The organism is Candidatus Villigracilis sp., assembly GCF_057083605.1.
In genome coordinates this window covers 87,349-103,899 of record NZ_JBXMTI010000114.1, presented here as the reverse complement: position 1 = coordinate 103,899, position 16,551 = coordinate 87,349, and the positions used below count along the sequence as shown (strand labels likewise).

Sequence of the window (16,551 nt, the reverse complement as noted above, 5' to 3'; positions counted from 1 at the left end):
GCTCTTCCGATCTAAGTCTGGAGACTTTGGACTCCATAATATAAGTCACTGAATCATCAGTGACATTTTTCTTAATCGCCTCAACATGAGGCGATTTTTATTTGTCCTTTATACGATTGCCAAATTTTTTTGTCGCCGTTTTATGCGGAGTGATTAGGATTTCTCTATCTGTGAGGTGACATGAACAAACTTGACTCAAAACCCCCTTCTATGACTTTCTCCATCGCTTCTCATTTGGACCCTGAACCTGCCCGCCGTTTAATTGTCCTTGTGCCCGAATCCGAGGCGGATACTGCGGAAGCCGCGCGAAAAATCTGGGAGTTGGCGAATGCTCTCGTAAGCCGTGTCCAGTTCCTCGGTCTATGTAAAGATGCGGCGCGCGAACCCAGCCTGCGCAGACAGATCGTCACCCTATCCGCATTGGTGCGAGATGACAAAGTTTCCGTTGAATCCAAAATCGAATTTGGGAGCAATTGGTTGAAGGTTGTTAAGTCCAACTGGCGCGAAGGAGATGTGATCGTATGTTTTGAGGAACAACAAACAGGCTTTGCGCGCAGGCCGTTGAACCAGATTCTGGAATCAAATTTGAACGCCACAGTTTATATGCTTTCGGGAGTTCAGCAGCCAAAACGTTCACATTCAAACTGGCCGCTCAATGCGATGGCATGGGCAGGCTCCATCGGGATTATCGCAGGCTTTTTCCTGGCACAGGTGAAACTCGTTCAATTGCCCCAGGATTGGGCACACACTTCATTGCTGTATCTTTCCCTCATTGCTGAAGCTGGATTGATATGGACGTGGAATTCCTTGTTTTAGTAAATGACCTTACGTAGTGTCATTCTGAGCGGAGCGAAGAATCTCGGAAATTATCGTAGAGACCCTTCGCTGACGCTCAGGGAATCACAATTGAGTGCGTAAGGCGAGTCAATAATCATTATCTTCAAAAAGGTTAAGAATGTCAGAAACAAACCCAAAATTTTTATCGGAACGACAGGCAGAGGAATATGAACGCCAGCAGGCTTTATTTTCCGCACAGCCTGCCATTGTCCAGCGCTTTCTCGAAACACAGGGAAAGCAGATCGCACAAGCCATCGTTGACGGCGATTCACAGGTCAACTTTACCCTCCCGGATCGCGTAGCTTACACATTGGAAAATGGGGATCAGCCTGCGCTGGTGACCATTCCGCAAAATCAACGCGCCCGTTCTGCTGGAAGTTTCATGAACCGCTTCCGCAAAGTGGAACTGTATAAGGAAATGCGGCATGTGTTCACCGAACTGGAGCAATCTCCTGATCGGGCTGTGTCTGTTGCTGGGGGATTGTTGCGACATGCCACTGTGATGCACATGATCTATCAAATGCTCCCTGCGGGGCGGAGTGTCACTTACAAACCCGCAGAAGCAGATGAAACCATTCCCTCCGTCCCTGAAACCGATGGGATGGAACCCGAGTCCGCGATCACTGCATCAACCGATGCGATTGCGGAAGAAGGCAAAACTGAAGAAGGACGCGGCGAATTGCTCGTGCCTTTCGTGCCCTATGCACGCAAGTTTTTCCTGCCGCAGTGGGTGGCCTTTGACGAAGACGGGGAAATGCTGGTCAAGTCTGTGGATGAGGCGGACGCTCATGTCAAATCGATGCAGAGGTTCATGGAAGTTTTGTTCCTGGCAGTTGCGCTGGCTCCGTATATTTCCGCAGATAAAGAATATGCCCAAAAAAGATATGGCATGTTGGGGCAGCTTGTCAATCAGGGACGCGCACTGGCAATCTATCAGGCGAAGGAAATCATCGCCCGCATCAAGCAGCGCGCTGAAGCGGGGAGCTTGAACCGAGGGCTTCGTCTCAGCCTGCCTTATTTCGACGATCAGGAATTGAAGATCGATGTCTCCAATTTTGAGATCATTCCGTCAGGACGAATCATGTTCGTGCCTGCCTTTGTTGTGCGCGCTGTGCGTCAGGAGGAAGTGAAAGTCAGCCAGGATACGCGCCTCAGCCCATCCACCCGCAAACATTTGCTTCATTTGCTTGAGTTACTCGAACAAGCATTTGAGACTGCATAACACAAGGCTGCCACTATGTTTTTCTCTATTGCACTATTAATTGTTGTTGTAGTTATTTCCCTGCGCGCCGCGCCGAAAGAGAGCCAGGAAGATGCTCACATTCACGGCGCTGGGCAAATCGGCGTACTCGCGGCGATTGCCTTGTTTGGTGTGGACTATTTCACATCATACTACTATGCCACTGGTGAAATGATGAGCGCTCTGCATCCATATGGTTTGCAGGGAAAGTTCGCTTACTTTGCAGTTGCGATCATTGCATTTGCCAATTTTACTTTTGGCCTGCTTTATATGTACTCGCTTGGCCCTTTCAACGAAGGCGGCGGGTCGTACACTGCCTCGATGCGTTATCTCAAACCCACCTTGAGTCTGATCGTGGCTGTTACGTTGATCCAGGATTATGTACTAACGATTGTTGTTTCAGCACTATCTGGTGGAGATCAACTCCTTTCCATTATCAATGCCTATGATGCAAATTGGATCTGGCATTTTGCGCTGGGAGCGGTGCTCGCGGCAGTAACCTGGTATCTCACCATCCGCGGACGCGGCGAGTCGGCGCGCGTGGTGTTCACGATGATCAGCGTGTTTGTGTTTTTGACGATCACCATGGGCATCGGCCTGCTGATCGCGCATTTGAAAGGCATTGCCCCCGAACCTTCTGAGGTGACCACCGCATCTGTCTCGCTCGGGCAGGCTTTGCTCCATCTACTGACAGCATCCATGAAAGGCATGGTCGCGCTGACGGGGTTGGAAGCTGTATCCAATGGCGTTCAATTTTTCATCGATGAAGATACTAAATTTGTCAAATGGGGCAAGCAACATATGCCGCGCCTTCAAGGCCTATGGAATTTCTATAGTGGAAAATCAGGAGTTGGCCGCTTTGTGCAAACTTCCTTCCTGTTCTACGGCGGTCTAACCACCCTTTTCCTGACCTTCTTTTCTTTGCGATTCAATGTCTTTGACGGGACCTTTGGCCGCACACTGATCGGTAACCTGGCTTTCATTGGCTTTTCCGAAATTCCTGGCGGCGTTATTCTATTCTGGGCATACCAAATATTGGCCGTCCTCATGCTGGCTGCCGCTTCCATGACTGCTTTCCAGGATGCGCAGGCTACCGAATGGCGCGATGTAGCGATTGGTGAAATTCCAGAAGCCATTGTGTATCGCGATCCGCGTGGGACGTTTACACGCTCCGTTACTATTACCTTTGGGCTTTCGGTGATCATCATGTTCCTGGTACGCGGGCAGACCACCGTTGCGATCCCATTTTATGGTGTGGGTGTATTCATGCCCATCATGGTCATGGGCCTTGCTGTTCGCAAACATATTCTTGAGCATTCTACGGGCCGCGCGCGCAAGTGGGGGGCTACTGCCGCAGCATTTGCATCTATTCTTGCGTTTGCAGTATTCCTCGGTCAGTTGATTGGGAAGTGGCACGAGGGAGGCTGGGTTGCCTTAGTTTCATTCACGATTTTAGGCATTGCCGCTCATCTCATGTTGATTTCTCCGCTTGGCTATCGCGAACCAACACAGATCCATCGAATTGTGCGTGAGAAAGCACGCGTTCAAGGTGCAATGGCATCCATCGTTGAGTGGCAGTCACTTAGGATGCAGGAGTACCGCCATTCATTGCGCGGACAGATTTTGATCGGAATAACTCGCTTCTTTGAGTTGTTCGGAGTCCGCCGTCCAATCCGCTACGAACCGATCCCTGCCCCAGCTGGCGATTATGATCATGCACTGCATGTAGATCATCCTGAAGCACCATCTTTGTTGGAACAATATCTTAAGAAGTCCGAACCGAAACTTGGCGGCGCGCCGAAAGAAACTAAGCACGACGAAAAAGATTCGTAACGTCAAAATATGTCGTTGCGAGGGCGTTAGCTCGAAGCAACCCCGTTAACTGGAGATTGCTTCGCCGCCGAAATACAAGAGCGGCGGCTCGCAACGACATGAAATCTTTTATTCATCATTCATCCTTCCAAATTCATCCTTTGTATTCCCATGTCCACCCCAATTTACAGCCTGCGTGTTCCAGAAGTATGTGATTCGCTTGAGACCTCCGTCAACGGACTCTCGAATGCGGAGGCTGAATCACGCTTGTCGCTTTACGGGCACAACATCCTCTCGAAGCAAAAGAAGGAACCTGTTTGGGAAAAACTGCTTCAGGAGTTTGTGCATCCGCCTGCCTTGGTTTTGCTGATCGTTGGGCTGGCCGCATTGTTTCAACGCGATGTTGTGCTGGCCTTAATCATTTGGAGCATCGTCGTTGTAAATACGGCCTTTTCCTTTTGGCGTGAATATCGCGCTGAGCAAGCCACCGAGAAACTGCGCGAGATTTTGCCATCCTTTGCGCACATCATTCGCGATGGCGTTGAAAGTTACATTCCGTCCAGCGAGGTTGTCCCTGGCGATATTCTTGTGTTGGCGGAGGGGGATAACATTCCAGCCGACGCGCGCGTCATTGAAGAATATGGATTGCGCACAAACAATGCGACATTAACTGGCGAAGCGATTCCTGCACGTAAAACAGCCGACCCTTCGCATCAGACTGGAATCAGCGAACTTGATCAGCCCAACTTAATTTTCGCAGGGACGTCCATCGCTTCAGGTACTGGACGGGCAGTTGTTTCTGCTACTGGAATGTCCACTCAGTTTGGGCGGATCGCTCACCTGACCCAATCCATTACCGAAGAGCCGACTCCGTTTCAAAAGGAATTAAATTACTTAAGCAAGATCACCGCATGGATTGCTTTGGGTATTGGTGGGATTGTGATCGCGATTGGTTATTTCGATCTCAGGTTCCCTGTTAATGAAGTGACTCTGCTGGCGCTTGGCATCGTGGTCGCGGTGATCCCTGAAGGACTCGTAGCCACGTTAACACTCTCTTTAGCAGTAGCAGTTCAACGGCTGGCGCAAAGAGGCGTGCTGGCGAAGAAACTATCCACAGTGGAAAAACTCGGTCAGGTGTCTATTATCTGCACCGACAAGAGTGGCACGTTGACTCAAAATCAAATGACGGTGCGTGACATCTGGGTCGCGCATCGACGTATTAAAGTTTCAGGTGTTGGGTATGAGCCAGAGGGAAAGTTTTCACCAAACCCAAATGGACAAATTTGGGAGAAAGACTTGTTGAGTTTGCTGGAGGTTGCCTCATGTTGCAACAATGCGCGCATCAACGCGCCATCGATGGAACATCCAGGATGGACAAGCTTGGGCGACCAAACTGAAGCGGCATTGAAAGTGGCGGCCATGAAAGCGGGAATTTTGGAAGAGGCAGTCAATCGAATCCTGCCGCGTGTGCACGAAATTCCATTCGACGCACGCCGTAAGCGGATGACGACCATTCATCGCGAAGTGAACCGCGAGATCGCTTTCGCCAAAGGCGCGCCGCGTGAGGTGTTGCAGCTTTGCACAAAAATATTGGTCAACGATGAGATCGTCCCTCTTACAAATCAACTGCGCGCTGAAATTTTGAGCGTCAACGATGATTATGCGCGCGGCGCATTGCGTGTGTTGGCTTTGGCGCGGCGTGACTTGCCTTTGCGCACAGGTGCTTATACAGCCGAAAACGTCGAACAGGATTTAACTTTCCTGGGCTTGATGGCTATGATGGACCCGCCCAGACCACAGGTTGAAAAGGCAGTTCAAACTTGCCGTGAAGCCAAAATTCGTATCGTGATGATCACCGGGGATTATGGTCTCACCGCTGAATCGCTGGCGCGGCGTGTGGGCATGTTGACCACAAAGAACTCGATCATTTTGACAGGGGCAGAGTTGGATGAGTTATCGGACGTTGCATTACAGGAATTGCTCAACAAAGAAGTGCTCTTTGCCCGCATGGCCCCCGAGCATAAAATGAGACTCGTATCTGCCTTTCAGCAGCGCGGCGAAGTAGTAGCCGTCACTGGTGATGGTGTGAACGACGCGCCTGCTCTCCGCAAGGCGGATGTTGGCATTTCGATGGGAATTGTCGGCACGGATGTGGCGAAAGAAGCCGCCGACATCATTTTGACTCAGGATGACTTCGGCGCGATTACCGCAGCCATTGAAGAAGGGCGCGGCGTGTACGATAATATCCGCAAGTTCATCACTTATATTTTTTCTAGCAACATCCCTGAGTTAATGCCATTCATCGTCAAAGCGAATTTCCCGTTGATACCGCTGGCTTTGAGTGTGCGCCAAATCCTTGCCATTGATCTCGGCACAGATATGTTCCCTGCGCTCGCGCTTGGCATGGAGAAACCCGAACCCGATGTGATGAAACGCCCGCCGCGCCCGCGTAACCAGCCATTGCTTGATCGCGGTCTGTTATCCCGCGCGCTGTGGCTGGGCATGATTGAATCAACTTTATGCTTTGCAGGATTCCTGTCTATCTTTGTTTTCTCAGGTCATACGGCTGAAATCGGGTTGCCCTTTCTCGCACCCCTGGCAGGACTTGTAGATTTCAGGTTGTCTTTATCGTTTGAGCAGGCAATGATCCTGGCTGCTACGGTTTATCATGCAGGCGTGGTCACGTCACAAGTCGGCAACGCCCTGGCTTGCAGGTCAGACCGTATGCGCAGCACATCACTGGGGTGGCTCAGTAATAAATATTTATGGATTGGTATTCTGATCGAGTTATTGGGAATTATAGGTATCGTATATATCCCGTCCCTTGCTAATATCTTCAACCACACTCCCTTGCCTGCCTGGATGTGGATCGGGTTGGGGCTGAATGCGGTTGTGTTATATTCGATTGAGTGGATCCGCAAAGCCATCATGCGCGGTATAAAAAAGATGCGCAATGGAAAGGCTTCTACTCTCTCCCTTCAGGAGGTTAGCCGATGAAAATCATCATTATGGGTTGTGGGCGGGTTGGCTCACAGGTCAGCTTGTTGCTGGTCCGTCATGGACATGAAGTGATTGTGATTGACCATGACGACAATGCCCTTGCTCGTCTTGGCTCGGAATTCAAAGGCAAGATCGTACGCGGACTTGGCTTTGACCGAAACGTTTTGATCGAAGCTGGAATTGAAACCGCCGAAGGTTTTGTGGCGGCCAGCTCCTCAGACAACGCCAATATCGTGGCCGCACGGATTGCGCGTAATATCTTCCGTGTGCCGCGAGTGGTGGCGCGCCTCTATGACCCTGTGCGCGCGGAAGTCTATCAGCGGCTGGGGCTGACAACGATATCAAGCACAGCCTGGGGCGCGGAAAGAATCGTGGAAGTTGTCACTCATGCCGACTTGGATGTGCTGCATGTTTTCCGTGACGGTGGAACGACCATGGTGCGTGTCGAAGCTCCTGCACGGTTGAATGGGCATAGCGTCTCTCAAATGAATATTCCAGGTGAAGTATCAGTCACCGCAATTACCCGCAATGATCACACCTTCATTCCTGTTTCAGGCACAGAATTTTTGGAGGGCGATATTATTTATCTGGCAGTGATTCCCTCCGCCATGCTCAGGCTGGAAGAGTTGCTTGGGATCGAGAGGAGATAGCCATGTTTGTAATTGTTGTTGGCGGCGGGAACACAGGCTCGCAATTGGCAAAATTTTTAATTGATGCAGGCCATACCGTCCGTGTGATCGACGAACGCCCTGCTGTGCTTGAAAAATTGGCAAAGGAAATCCCAGCAGACACCATTATCAATGGCGATGGAAGTTCACCTGCTGTTCTTGAAAAGGCTGGGATTCAAAAGGCCCAGGTTTTGGCGGCGGTAACGGGTTCGGATGAAACTAATCTCGTCATCACCTCACTTGGACGTTTTGAATTCAATGTGAAGCGTGTCATTGCCAGGATCAATAATTCAAAAAACGCCTGGCTCTTCACGCCTGAAATGGGCGTGGATGTTTCGCTCAATCAGGCAGAAATTCTTGCGCGGCTGACAGCGGAGGAAATGTCCCTTGGCGATATGATGACGATGTTAAAAATCCGCCGCGGAAAATATTCTCTCGTGGAAGAAAAAATCGATTCCGACGCTCCCGCAATTGGTCTGGCGTTAAAAGATTTGCCGCTCCCGAATAATTGCGTGATTTCAGGCATCATCCGCCATGGTGATATGGTCTTGCCGAGAGGCACAACCATCCTTGAAGAAGGAGATGAGATTCTCGCCCTGGTAGACGACCCTGCCCGCGAACAGCTTGCAAAACTTTTGAGCAAACCCGTAGTTTAGATTTCATAAAAAGTATTAGAGCAATAAAGACTCCCGTAAGGGAGTCTTTTGTCATCGAAGTGGAAATAAATGCGCTTGTCATTATTCCATTTATTGTTATACTTTGAAAAAACCCAAACCAGGAGACAGCCCATGCCCACAGTGCGCGATATGATCCGTAAGAAGGGGAGTGAAATTTTTTCAATCCTGCCTGATGCAACCGTTTTTGAAGCCCTAACCATAATGGATAAACACAATACAGGCGCATTGATGGTCGTGAGAGGCAATAAGGTGGAAGGTATTCTCTCTGAGAGGGATTGCATCCGCAAGCTGGATATTGCAGGCAGGACTGCCAAAAATACAAAAGTCAGCGAGATCATGACCTCAAAAGTGATCTATGTGGAGGCGGGCCAGCAGCTTGAAGAGTGTATGGCCTTGATGATCGACAAGAACATCCGTCACCTGCCGGTATTCGAGGGCAAGGAATTGCTGGGCTTGATATCCGTTCGTGATGTCTTGAAGGAAGTGGTGGATGTGCAGAAATTCATGATCTCCCAACTGGAACATTACATCACAGGCGGCGGACGTTAGCTTGATTCAGTTTCTTGAAAAATCGCCAGCAACCGCTGGCGATTTTTTTATTTGTGTATTTTTAAGGTGAATAATGAATAAAAAAAATAGGCCGTTGTGTCACCCTGAAGGAGCGCTTTCCAGCGACTGAAGGGTCTCGAAAGTAAGTCGCGAGATGCTTCGCGCCTGAAAAGCGGCGCTCAGCATGACACAATCCCTTATCCACTATTGACGTTTTTTATAATTGCCATGGCAGTTTTTCCAAATCTACGTTTCCGCCGCTGATGATAACCCCAACCTTGAGTCCGTTCAAATCAATTTTCTTTTCCCACAACACGCCAATCGCCACAGCAGATGATGGCTCGATGATGATCTTCGCGCGTTCCCAAACAAATTTCATCGAAGCGACGATGCCCGCTTCGTTTACGGTCACAATTTGCTCAACGCGTTGTTGAATGATCGGGAAGGTGAGTGTTCCAAGTGAAGTCAGCAAGCCATCTGCGATTGTTTTTGGATTCACAGAAGGAATGATCTTGCCAGCTTTCATCGAACGAAACGCGTCATCCGCCATTTCAGGCTCGCCCGCGATCACGCGGATTCCCTTTTTGGTTTCCGTTGCCGCAATAGACGTCCCGCTCAACAACCCGCCGCCGCCAACGGGAGCAATGATCACATCCAACTCTGGGATGTGATCCAGCAGTTCCAATGCCGCCGTGCCTTGACCTGCAATCACGCGCTCATCATTATAAGGATGGACAACGTTCGCACCCGTATCGAGCCTGATCCTCTCCAATGTGCTTTCCCTTGCCTCAAGCGTTGGCTCACAAAATGTGATCTGACCACCATACCCCGCAACAGCATTTTTCTTCACCGAAGGTGCATTGTTCGGCATGACTATATAAGCAGGGATACCGCGCATACGCGCCGCAAGCGCCAACGCCTGAGCATGATTGCCAGATGAATGTGTGCAGACTCCGCGGGCGGCTTCTTCATCAGTTAATGAGTAAACCGCGTTGCATGCTCCACGAAACTTGAATGCACCTACTTTTTGCAGGTTCTCGCATTTGAGAAACACCTGCGCGCCCACTTTTTGATTTAGGCTTTCATTTGTCAAAACGGGTGTGCGGTGTGCGAATGGTTTTATTCTCTTCGCAACTTCTCGAATATCATTCAAGGTTACGGACATGTCGTGGCCTTTATTTTCTTCCCGAACTCGTGGATTTTTTTGTACCTTTAATTGTACTTTTCTTTTTCTCTGGTTCCAGCGCTTTGGCGGGAGCCGCTTCTAATTTAAGCTCAATTGGATCTTTCATTTGTGTCAAGAAAAATAAACTGATTACTAAAAGCCCAACCGCGAGCAGGAGCGCAGGGGTGAAAGAACCATCTGCACTTTTCAATGCTTCCATGATGAAGACGAAGACTACCGCGGCCTGACCAAATAGTTGGATCAAACCATTGGATGTGCCTTCAGGTGTGGGGTGTGTCACCTCGGCGGCATATTGCATGGCGACGGGCATGGCACTTGTCAGGAAGAATCCCAAAACGAAAGCAGAAGTAAATAACAGTGTGGGGGTTGAAGCGTATGTCAAGCCGATAAGGCCCGGGATTGCGCCAATAAACGACACATACAGAAACAATTGTCGCTTGCGTTGTTTGTCAGATAAAGCGGGGATAACTACTGCGCCGATCACGCCGCCAACGATCATCAACGCCCCGAGTGTGCCTGCATCTGTAGGCGTGAATCCGCGCGGACGGATGATACTTTCGATCCATGTTGTGATGCCATTGAAGATACCCAGGCCAATGAATGCAACCAGTAAAGTGAACCACATCGCTTTGACAGTAAGCGCGTGTTTGAGCCCATCCAGCATCAAGGCGCGGACTTCCATTCCGGGAGGGCAGGGCGGAGTAGGTGGGTTTTCGCGGGAGAAGATAATAAATAATATAGCTGAAAATGCCGCGATGCCCCCATAGATCAATTGCACAGTTGGAATGGACATGGTCTCGGTCAGAAGGGGAGTGACCACCATGCCGAGTGCTGTGCCAACCAGGCTGCCAAGCGTCACAATGCCAACTGCGGTGGCACGTTCTTCAATCGCAAACCAATTGGCTGGCACTTTCGTCCACGTGTTAAGCAGGAAGGGTTGGGAAGCTGCGATGCCGATGGTGCTCCACAAAACAAGCGAGTAATTGTCGCCGGCCAGTCCTCGCAGGATGCCGAAGACGCCCATCATGATTACACCAATGGTGACGGTGATCTTGAATCCGTAGGTATCAATTGCCCATGAGACGGGGATGGACAGAGGGATAAATGCGATCATGAACGACATGGACAGAAACCCAATCTGCAGATCGGTGACGCCGTAGAAGCGCGCGGCAGGCCCAGTGACGGGAGCGTACGAGATCCACAGGGTTTGAATGGTGATGTTGACCAGCATAAAAACTGCCAGCACCACCCAGCGATATGGATATAGTTTGTATTGTGTTGTCATGATTGCTCCTTTGGTGTTTTCGCGCTGAGCGGAGTGAATGTACTTTGTGAACGTAGTCGAAGCGCCTGCTAATTTGCCCTTCGACTACGCCGCTACGAACACGCGGCTCCGCTCAGGGCGAAGGATTAGTACCCTCTTTCAAAATCCACTTGATACTTCAATGGCTTGCCTTCATTGAATAGCATGTAATTCTCGATAAATAATTTCGCAATATCTTCTGGCAAACTCGGTGCGGATGTGTGGAAGGTCAATAATAGATTCGGTGTTGTCCAAAATGGATGCTCTTTGTGAAGCGGCTCTTGTTCAAAGACATCCAACACCGCACCTGCGATTTTGTTCTGGTTGAGCGCTTCGATCAAAGCGGTTTCATCCACCGCGGAGCCGCGGCCTACGTTGATGAAAATGGCGTGGGGAGGTAGGGCAGCTAGAAGATTTGTATCTACGATTTTGCGAGTCTCTTTTGTGTTGGGGAGGATGGAGACAAGATAATCGAGTCCATTTGTGAAACCCGACAGCAAGCTGTCGGAGTCCAGAGGGTGATAATACTTGTCTACGTGTTTACTTGTCTCACTACTCCACGTGTATCCTCGAACGTTCATCTCGAAAAATTTTGCAGTTCTTGCAATCTCCGCGCCGATAGAGCCGACGCCGAGCAGGCCGATGGACTTTCCATGTAGTGTGCCTGTAAGAGAGTTGTCCCATTGTTTTGCTTGTTGTGCTTGTAAGCGTTGAAATATTTTTCTTTCGTATGCAAGCAGATAACCAAAGACATATTCAGACATGAGTCTGCCAAAGACTCCGCGAGCATTGGTGAGGACATAATCGTGTCGGGTGGCAGGATCAAGCAAAGGCTCAACTCCAGCCCAATTGGCTTGCACCCAAATCAAGGCGGGGAGAGAAGCGAGTGCGTCTCTGATTAAGTTGGGTTCACCGAAAACAACGTCAATGTCTGAGGTTAGAGTCGATTCAATAATGAGATCAGGCAGACGCGCTTTCTCGATCAAAGAACGATATTGGCTTTCGTGTTTGGACAAAATTAAAAGTTTATGCATGGCATTCTTTTACACAGTGTCGCATAATTTACTAAACCAGAGTTGTGATATTTACTCGCAATTTTTACCAAAAAGTTTACTTATTTATGAGACAAGCGATAAAACATTTTCAAAACGATTGAGTGCATCATCAATCACTTCATCAGTGTCGGCCATTGAAGTATACATGCGCGAGCCTGCGAGGGTGATCAATCCATTTGCCATATACGCCGCGCCCATCTCTTCCATCATATGCTTGCGCAGCTTGAGCTCTTTCAACAATCGAATGGGATGCTTAAGATCAAGCAGCATTGTGCCAGCCGTTTCGAGATGAACGATGGAGCCCTGATTGTAAGCGACGAAAGGCAATGAATATTTTTCGATGATGCTTTGCAAACCTTTTGTGAGTCTGTCACCTGCCTTGCCCGCGATCACCGCCGCATTTGTTTTTTCCATTTCGAGCAGTGCATAATAACCCGCCACACACGAAAGCGGATTCGCGGAAAGCGTGCCGCCGATATACGCGCGTTCGCCTATGCCGCCGATGCCCGCAGCAAACGACATGATCACATCGCGCCGCCCGCCAACTCCGCCCGCCATGGGGTACCCGCCTGTGATGCATTTTCCAAACACAGTGAGATCAGGTTTTACATTGAAGTAACCTTGCGCGCCGCCCAGCCCCAAACGAAAACCTGTGACAACTTCATCGAAGATGAGCAGCGTGCCGAACTCATCACATAACTCGCGGACTTTTTGATTGAAATCTTTTGGAAGGGGGCGCGTGCCGCTTTCAGGGCCGACTGGCTCAACAATCACCGCTGCTGTTCCGCCCCGAAATCTGTTTAAAAAGAGCTGACGTCTTAACACCCCTAAAGCATTTGGATAAAACTCGCGCGTCTTGCTTGTTGCGCCGCGCGGAATACCTGTTGACTCCAACCGCCCCGTGCCTGGGATGTGAAGCCCGTAAACCATTTGGTCGCTCCAGCCGTGATATGCTCCACCGACCTTAATAACATATTTCTTTTTAGTATATGCCCTCGCCGCACGGATCGCCGCCATGACTCCTTCTGTTCCCGACCCTAACATGCGGAACATTTCAATGGATGGCATGAACTTTGAAACCAATTGTGCGAGCTTGAGCTCATATTCATGGAAGAGACCCGTGACAGGGCCGCAGGATTGCAACATCTCCATTACTTTTTCGCGTACTGGAGCATAATTGCTTCCCAGAATGGTTGGCCCGCCTGCTTGGAGAAAGTCAATATATTTATTTCCATCCGCATCCCAGAGATAAGCGCCATCCGCTTTTTCAATGGCAATGGGGAAGGGATAGTTGAAAGCAAGGTTATGCTGTACACCACCGGGGATGTATTTCTTGGCTTCGTCGGTCAATTCCTTCGAGCGTTTGCATTTGCATTCAAAGTAATCCAGATATTCCTTCATCTTCTCGCGATTAACGGGGCGAATGGGCTGGCTGATGAGGTTTTCTAGTTTTGCGTAGACTTCGTCCACGTTTGGGTATTCAGAGATGGCGTATTGCTGTGTCATTTTGTTTTCCATATTATTGTAGGGGCACAGCGAGTACATGAAGAAGCTTCGTCATTTTTCGTCTCGCTGTGCTCGCTGTGCCCCTACGTGTTATTTTATTTCCGCAAATTTCTTTTCATCTGCGCGCAACTTGGCGAATGTAATCTCGCGAATAGGCAAGGGAATCTTTGATACTTTCTTCTCAGTCATGATCGCAAGCAGATAGGTTAGCGCGCACTTCTCAAGCAAAGCCATATTATGGATGGCTTGTTCCATCGTCACACCGAAGACGAGTACGCCATGATTTTGTAGAATGAAAGCGTTGTTATTGTTCTTCACTCTGGATTTGACCGCGTTCTTGAGAAAGCCAGTCCCTGATGGGGCATAGGGGATGATATCCACACTGCGGCCCAAAAAGCGGACTTGCTCATCGAACAGGGCGGGGATTGGCATTTTGATCAGCGCCAGTGCGCTGGCGTAGGGCTGGTGCGTATGGATGATGCAATGCACATCCGCGCGATTCTGATAGACCCCCGCATGCATTCCACTTTCAATGGATGGTTTCATTTTCCCCTCAATGGATTTAGTCTCGTAATCGAGAATGCAAATATCGTCTGCCTGCATTTTGGCGTAGTCGTAATTGGATGGGGTGATCGCAAAAGCGTTTCCGCCTTTGATACGTGCTGAGATATTACCCTCGGTAGCTTTGAGGTATCCGCGGTTGAGGAGGGTGTGGCAGGTGTCTACGACTTCCTGTTTGTAGGGCTGGTATTCGGGCATGGGAAAATCCTTTTTTTGAACCGCTAAGACCGCAAAGTTCGCAAAGAAAACCAAAAAGAATCTTCGCGCCCTTGGCGTGCTTCGCGGTTAATTTCTTGACAACTAATTAATTATTATCTATAATCTTTACAGTGTCAAGATTACGATGATGAACTTTGGTGACATCGTACCCGAATGGGTAAGGGTCTCTCGTATAAAGTGAAGGAGACTCTTCGCTGCCGCTTAGAGTGACACGGAAATAAGAAAATGCCTAATAAGAAGAAAACCTACCATCATGGTGACTTGAAGAATGCTCTTATCAAAGCAGGAGTTGAGATTCTTGCGAAAGATGGCGTGAGTGGATTGTCCCTACGCAAGGTCGCGATGAAGGCAGGGGTGAGCCATACTGCACCATATTCGCATTTCGTGGATAAGCAGGCTTTGATCGCAGCGATCTCAACCGAAGGCTTTCGTCAACTGCATGAGCGGGTGAGCGCGGTGGTCGAACAATACAAAGAGCAACCATCCAGGCAATTGGTTGAAGCTGCGTGGGCATATGTCCAATTTGCGATGGATGATCCTGACAGATTCAAGGTCATGTTTTCGGGGGTGTTGGAAAAAGAAAAGGAATATCCTGAGTTCGTGGTGGAGTCACAGAGAAATTTTCAGTTGGTGAAAAAGATCGTTGAAGCGAATCAGGCATCGGGGGTATTGAGAAGCGGACCGTCAGACTTGGCGGCATTGTCAGCCTGGGGAATTGTCCATGGGTTTATCATGTTGCTGCTCGAAGGTCAAATATCCCATACGGTATTGGAGCAAAAGAGTCTGCGCGAGTTGGTGGAATTTCAATTGAAGCAGATCATGTTGGTTTGAGCTCAACAGTCTTATACAAAGTTGGTGGTTGAGTAGCCTTGAGCGACACTGCACCGCACTGCGTTTGTTGCAGTGCAGGTGTAGCGAAAGGCGTACCGAAACCACCAGTTGACCGAAATTTTTCAGACTATAATTATCTTATATGCTGAATAGCCTGAAAATATTTTTATCCCAGATCGTTGATTATGCGGGGCTGTACCCGCCTGCGAGTTTGCCGCTTGAGGAGGCGATTCGCAATTTTGTGAAATATCAGAAAGATGCCGAAGCATGGATGCTCTCGCGTTTTATCATCCCTGCGAAACGGCTGGCTGAATTATCTCAACTTGCGGAACAAGTTTTTCCACGTGAAGGTGTGTTGGCTTTTTCTGCTTTAGGACGCAGCGGGAAGGATGCAGATGAATTTCTTGAAAACCTGAAACTGGATATTGAAGACATTAATGTGTTTCGCGAATTACATGGTGCTCGTGTCTTGGTTGATATGTTTGAAGTTGTAATGCCTTCGTCTGCGCTGGGTCACAATCCCAGTGCTCATAATTTGGTCAATAAGGCGGCAGATGTTCTCAATAAAAACGGCTTGACAGTTTTCTTTGAGGCGCCATGGGGTGAAGGCTGGCAGGAACGTGCTGAAAAACTAATTCGCGCACTCCGAAAGATCAAAGATAAACATGTTGGTTTCAAACTGCGGACAGGCGGCGTGACGACGGATGCCTTTCCGTCTACTGAACAGGTGGCCTGGGCCATTGCTTCCGCAAGAGATGCGGGTGTTCCAATAAAAGCCACAGCGGGGCTTCATCATCCAGTGCGGCATTACAATGAAAGCGTGCAGGCGAAAATGCACGGTTTTCTCAATGTGTTTGGCGCAGGCGTATTGGCCGTGATAAATAATTTATCAGTTGAACAAATTCGATCCATCCTTGAAGATGAAGAGCCGAAGAACTTTGTGTTCGATGAAACAGGTTTTGCGTGGAAGGATTTACACGTAGCTACTTCTGAAATAATGCAAGCACGTCATCAAGTTGTTTCATTTGGTAGTTGCAGCTTTGACGAGCCGCGCGAAGATTTGCGATTGTTGGGGTTGTTGAAGTGAAAGTGTCATGTCGTTGCGAG

At 49.2% G+C, this 16,551-nt stretch carries 14 protein-coding genes; 9 read left to right on the top strand and 5 right to left on the bottom strand.

Annotated features, from left to right (window positions below):
- Window positions 1–180: 180 nt before the first annotated feature.
- The 7 genes from AC14M5_RS17085 to AC14M5_RS17055 all read left to right on the top strand — a co-directional run bounded on the left by AC14M5_RS17085 (window position 181) and on the right by AC14M5_RS17055 (window position 8,783).
- Window positions 181–816 carry a hypothetical protein gene (locus tag AC14M5_RS17085; RefSeq protein ID WP_484030904.1) on the top strand — a complete coding sequence of 212 codons (636 nt, stop codon included), beginning with the start codon at window positions 181–183 and terminating at the stop codon, window positions 814–816.
- A 139-nt stretch (window positions 817–955) separates the two neighbouring features.
- Window positions 956–2,059 (top strand): hypothetical protein, encoded by a 1,104-nt coding sequence (locus AC14M5_RS17080; RefSeq protein ID WP_484030903.1) that lies wholly within the window; start codon window positions 956–958, stop codon window positions 2,057–2,059.
- A 15-nt stretch (window positions 2,060–2,074) separates the two neighbouring features.
- Window positions 2,075–3,910, top strand: coding sequence for an APC family permease (locus tag AC14M5_RS17075; protein WP_484030902.1), 1,836 nt, complete (start codon window positions 2,075–2,077; stop codon window positions 3,908–3,910).
- A gap of 150 nt (window positions 3,911–4,060) precedes the next feature.
- Window positions 4,061–6,886 carry a cation-translocating P-type ATPase gene (locus tag AC14M5_RS17070; RefSeq protein ID WP_484030901.1) on the top strand — a complete coding sequence of 942 codons (2,826 nt, stop codon included), beginning with the start codon at window positions 4,061–4,063 and terminating at the stop codon, window positions 6,884–6,886.
- The gene (locus tag AC14M5_RS17065) at window positions 6,883–7,539 is read left to right on the top strand and encodes a potassium channel family protein (RefSeq protein ID WP_484030900.1); all 657 of its coding nucleotides are present in this window, start codon (window positions 6,883–6,885) and stop codon (window positions 7,537–7,539) included. The genes AC14M5_RS17070 and AC14M5_RS17065 overlap by 4 nt, the downstream gene beginning before the upstream one ends.
- 2 nt (window positions 7,540–7,541) lie before the next feature.
- Window positions 7,542–8,213, top strand: a complete 672-nt coding sequence (locus AC14M5_RS17060; protein ID WP_484030899.1) for a potassium channel family protein — start codon at window positions 7,542–7,544, stop codon at window positions 8,211–8,213.
- A 132-nt stretch (window positions 8,214–8,345) separates the two neighbouring features.
- Window positions 8,346–8,783 carry a CBS domain-containing protein gene (locus tag AC14M5_RS17055; RefSeq protein ID WP_484030898.1) on the top strand — a complete coding sequence of 146 codons (438 nt, stop codon included), beginning with the start codon at window positions 8,346–8,348 and terminating at the stop codon, window positions 8,781–8,783.
- 217 nt (window positions 8,784–9,000) lie between these two features.
- Here the strand turns inward: AC14M5_RS17055 and AC14M5_RS17050 are convergent, their stop codons facing one another.
- From AC14M5_RS17050 to AC14M5_RS17030, 5 genes are all read right to left on the bottom strand, one after another.
- On the bottom strand, window positions 9,001–9,948 hold the full coding sequence (locus AC14M5_RS17050; RefSeq protein ID WP_484030897.1) for a pyridoxal-phosphate dependent enzyme: 948 nt from the start codon (window positions 9,946–9,948) through the stop codon (window positions 9,001–9,003).
- Window positions 9,949–9,958: 10 nt separating this feature from the next.
- Entirely contained in the window at window positions 9,959–11,254 is a 1,296-nt protein-coding gene (locus AC14M5_RS17045) for an MFS transporter (protein WP_484030896.1), read from the bottom strand.
- Between the two features lie 125 nt (window positions 11,255–11,379).
- Window positions 11,380–12,306: a D-2-hydroxyacid dehydrogenase gene (locus AC14M5_RS17040; RefSeq protein WP_484030895.1), complete on the bottom strand. Its 927-nt coding sequence runs from the start codon at window positions 12,304–12,306 to the stop codon at window positions 11,380–11,382.
- 84 nt (window positions 12,307–12,390) lie between these two features.
- Window positions 12,391–13,833 carry an aspartate aminotransferase family protein gene (locus tag AC14M5_RS17035; RefSeq protein WP_484030894.1) on the bottom strand — a complete coding sequence of 481 codons (1,443 nt, stop codon included), beginning with the start codon at window positions 13,831–13,833 and terminating at the stop codon, window positions 12,391–12,393.
- Window positions 13,834–13,923: 90 nt separating this feature from the next.
- On the bottom strand, window positions 13,924–14,592 hold the full coding sequence (locus AC14M5_RS17030; protein ID WP_484030893.1) for a class II aldolase/adducin family protein: 669 nt from the start codon (window positions 14,590–14,592) through the stop codon (window positions 13,924–13,926).
- Between the two features lie 246 nt (window positions 14,593–14,838).
- On the opposite strand from AC14M5_RS17030, the gene AC14M5_RS17025 reads away from it, so the two are divergent.
- Complete coding sequence (locus AC14M5_RS17025) at window positions 14,839–15,444, top strand: TetR/AcrR family transcriptional regulator (protein ID WP_484030892.1); 606 nt, start codon at window positions 14,839–14,841, stop codon at window positions 15,442–15,444.
- A 241-nt stretch (window positions 15,445–15,685) separates the two neighbouring features.
- The gene (locus AC14M5_RS17020; protein WP_484030891.1) at window positions 15,686–16,531 is read left to right on the top strand and encodes a hypothetical protein; all 846 of its coding nucleotides are present in this window, start codon (window positions 15,686–15,688) and stop codon (window positions 16,529–16,531) included.
- Window positions 16,532–16,551: the final 20 nt, after the last annotated feature.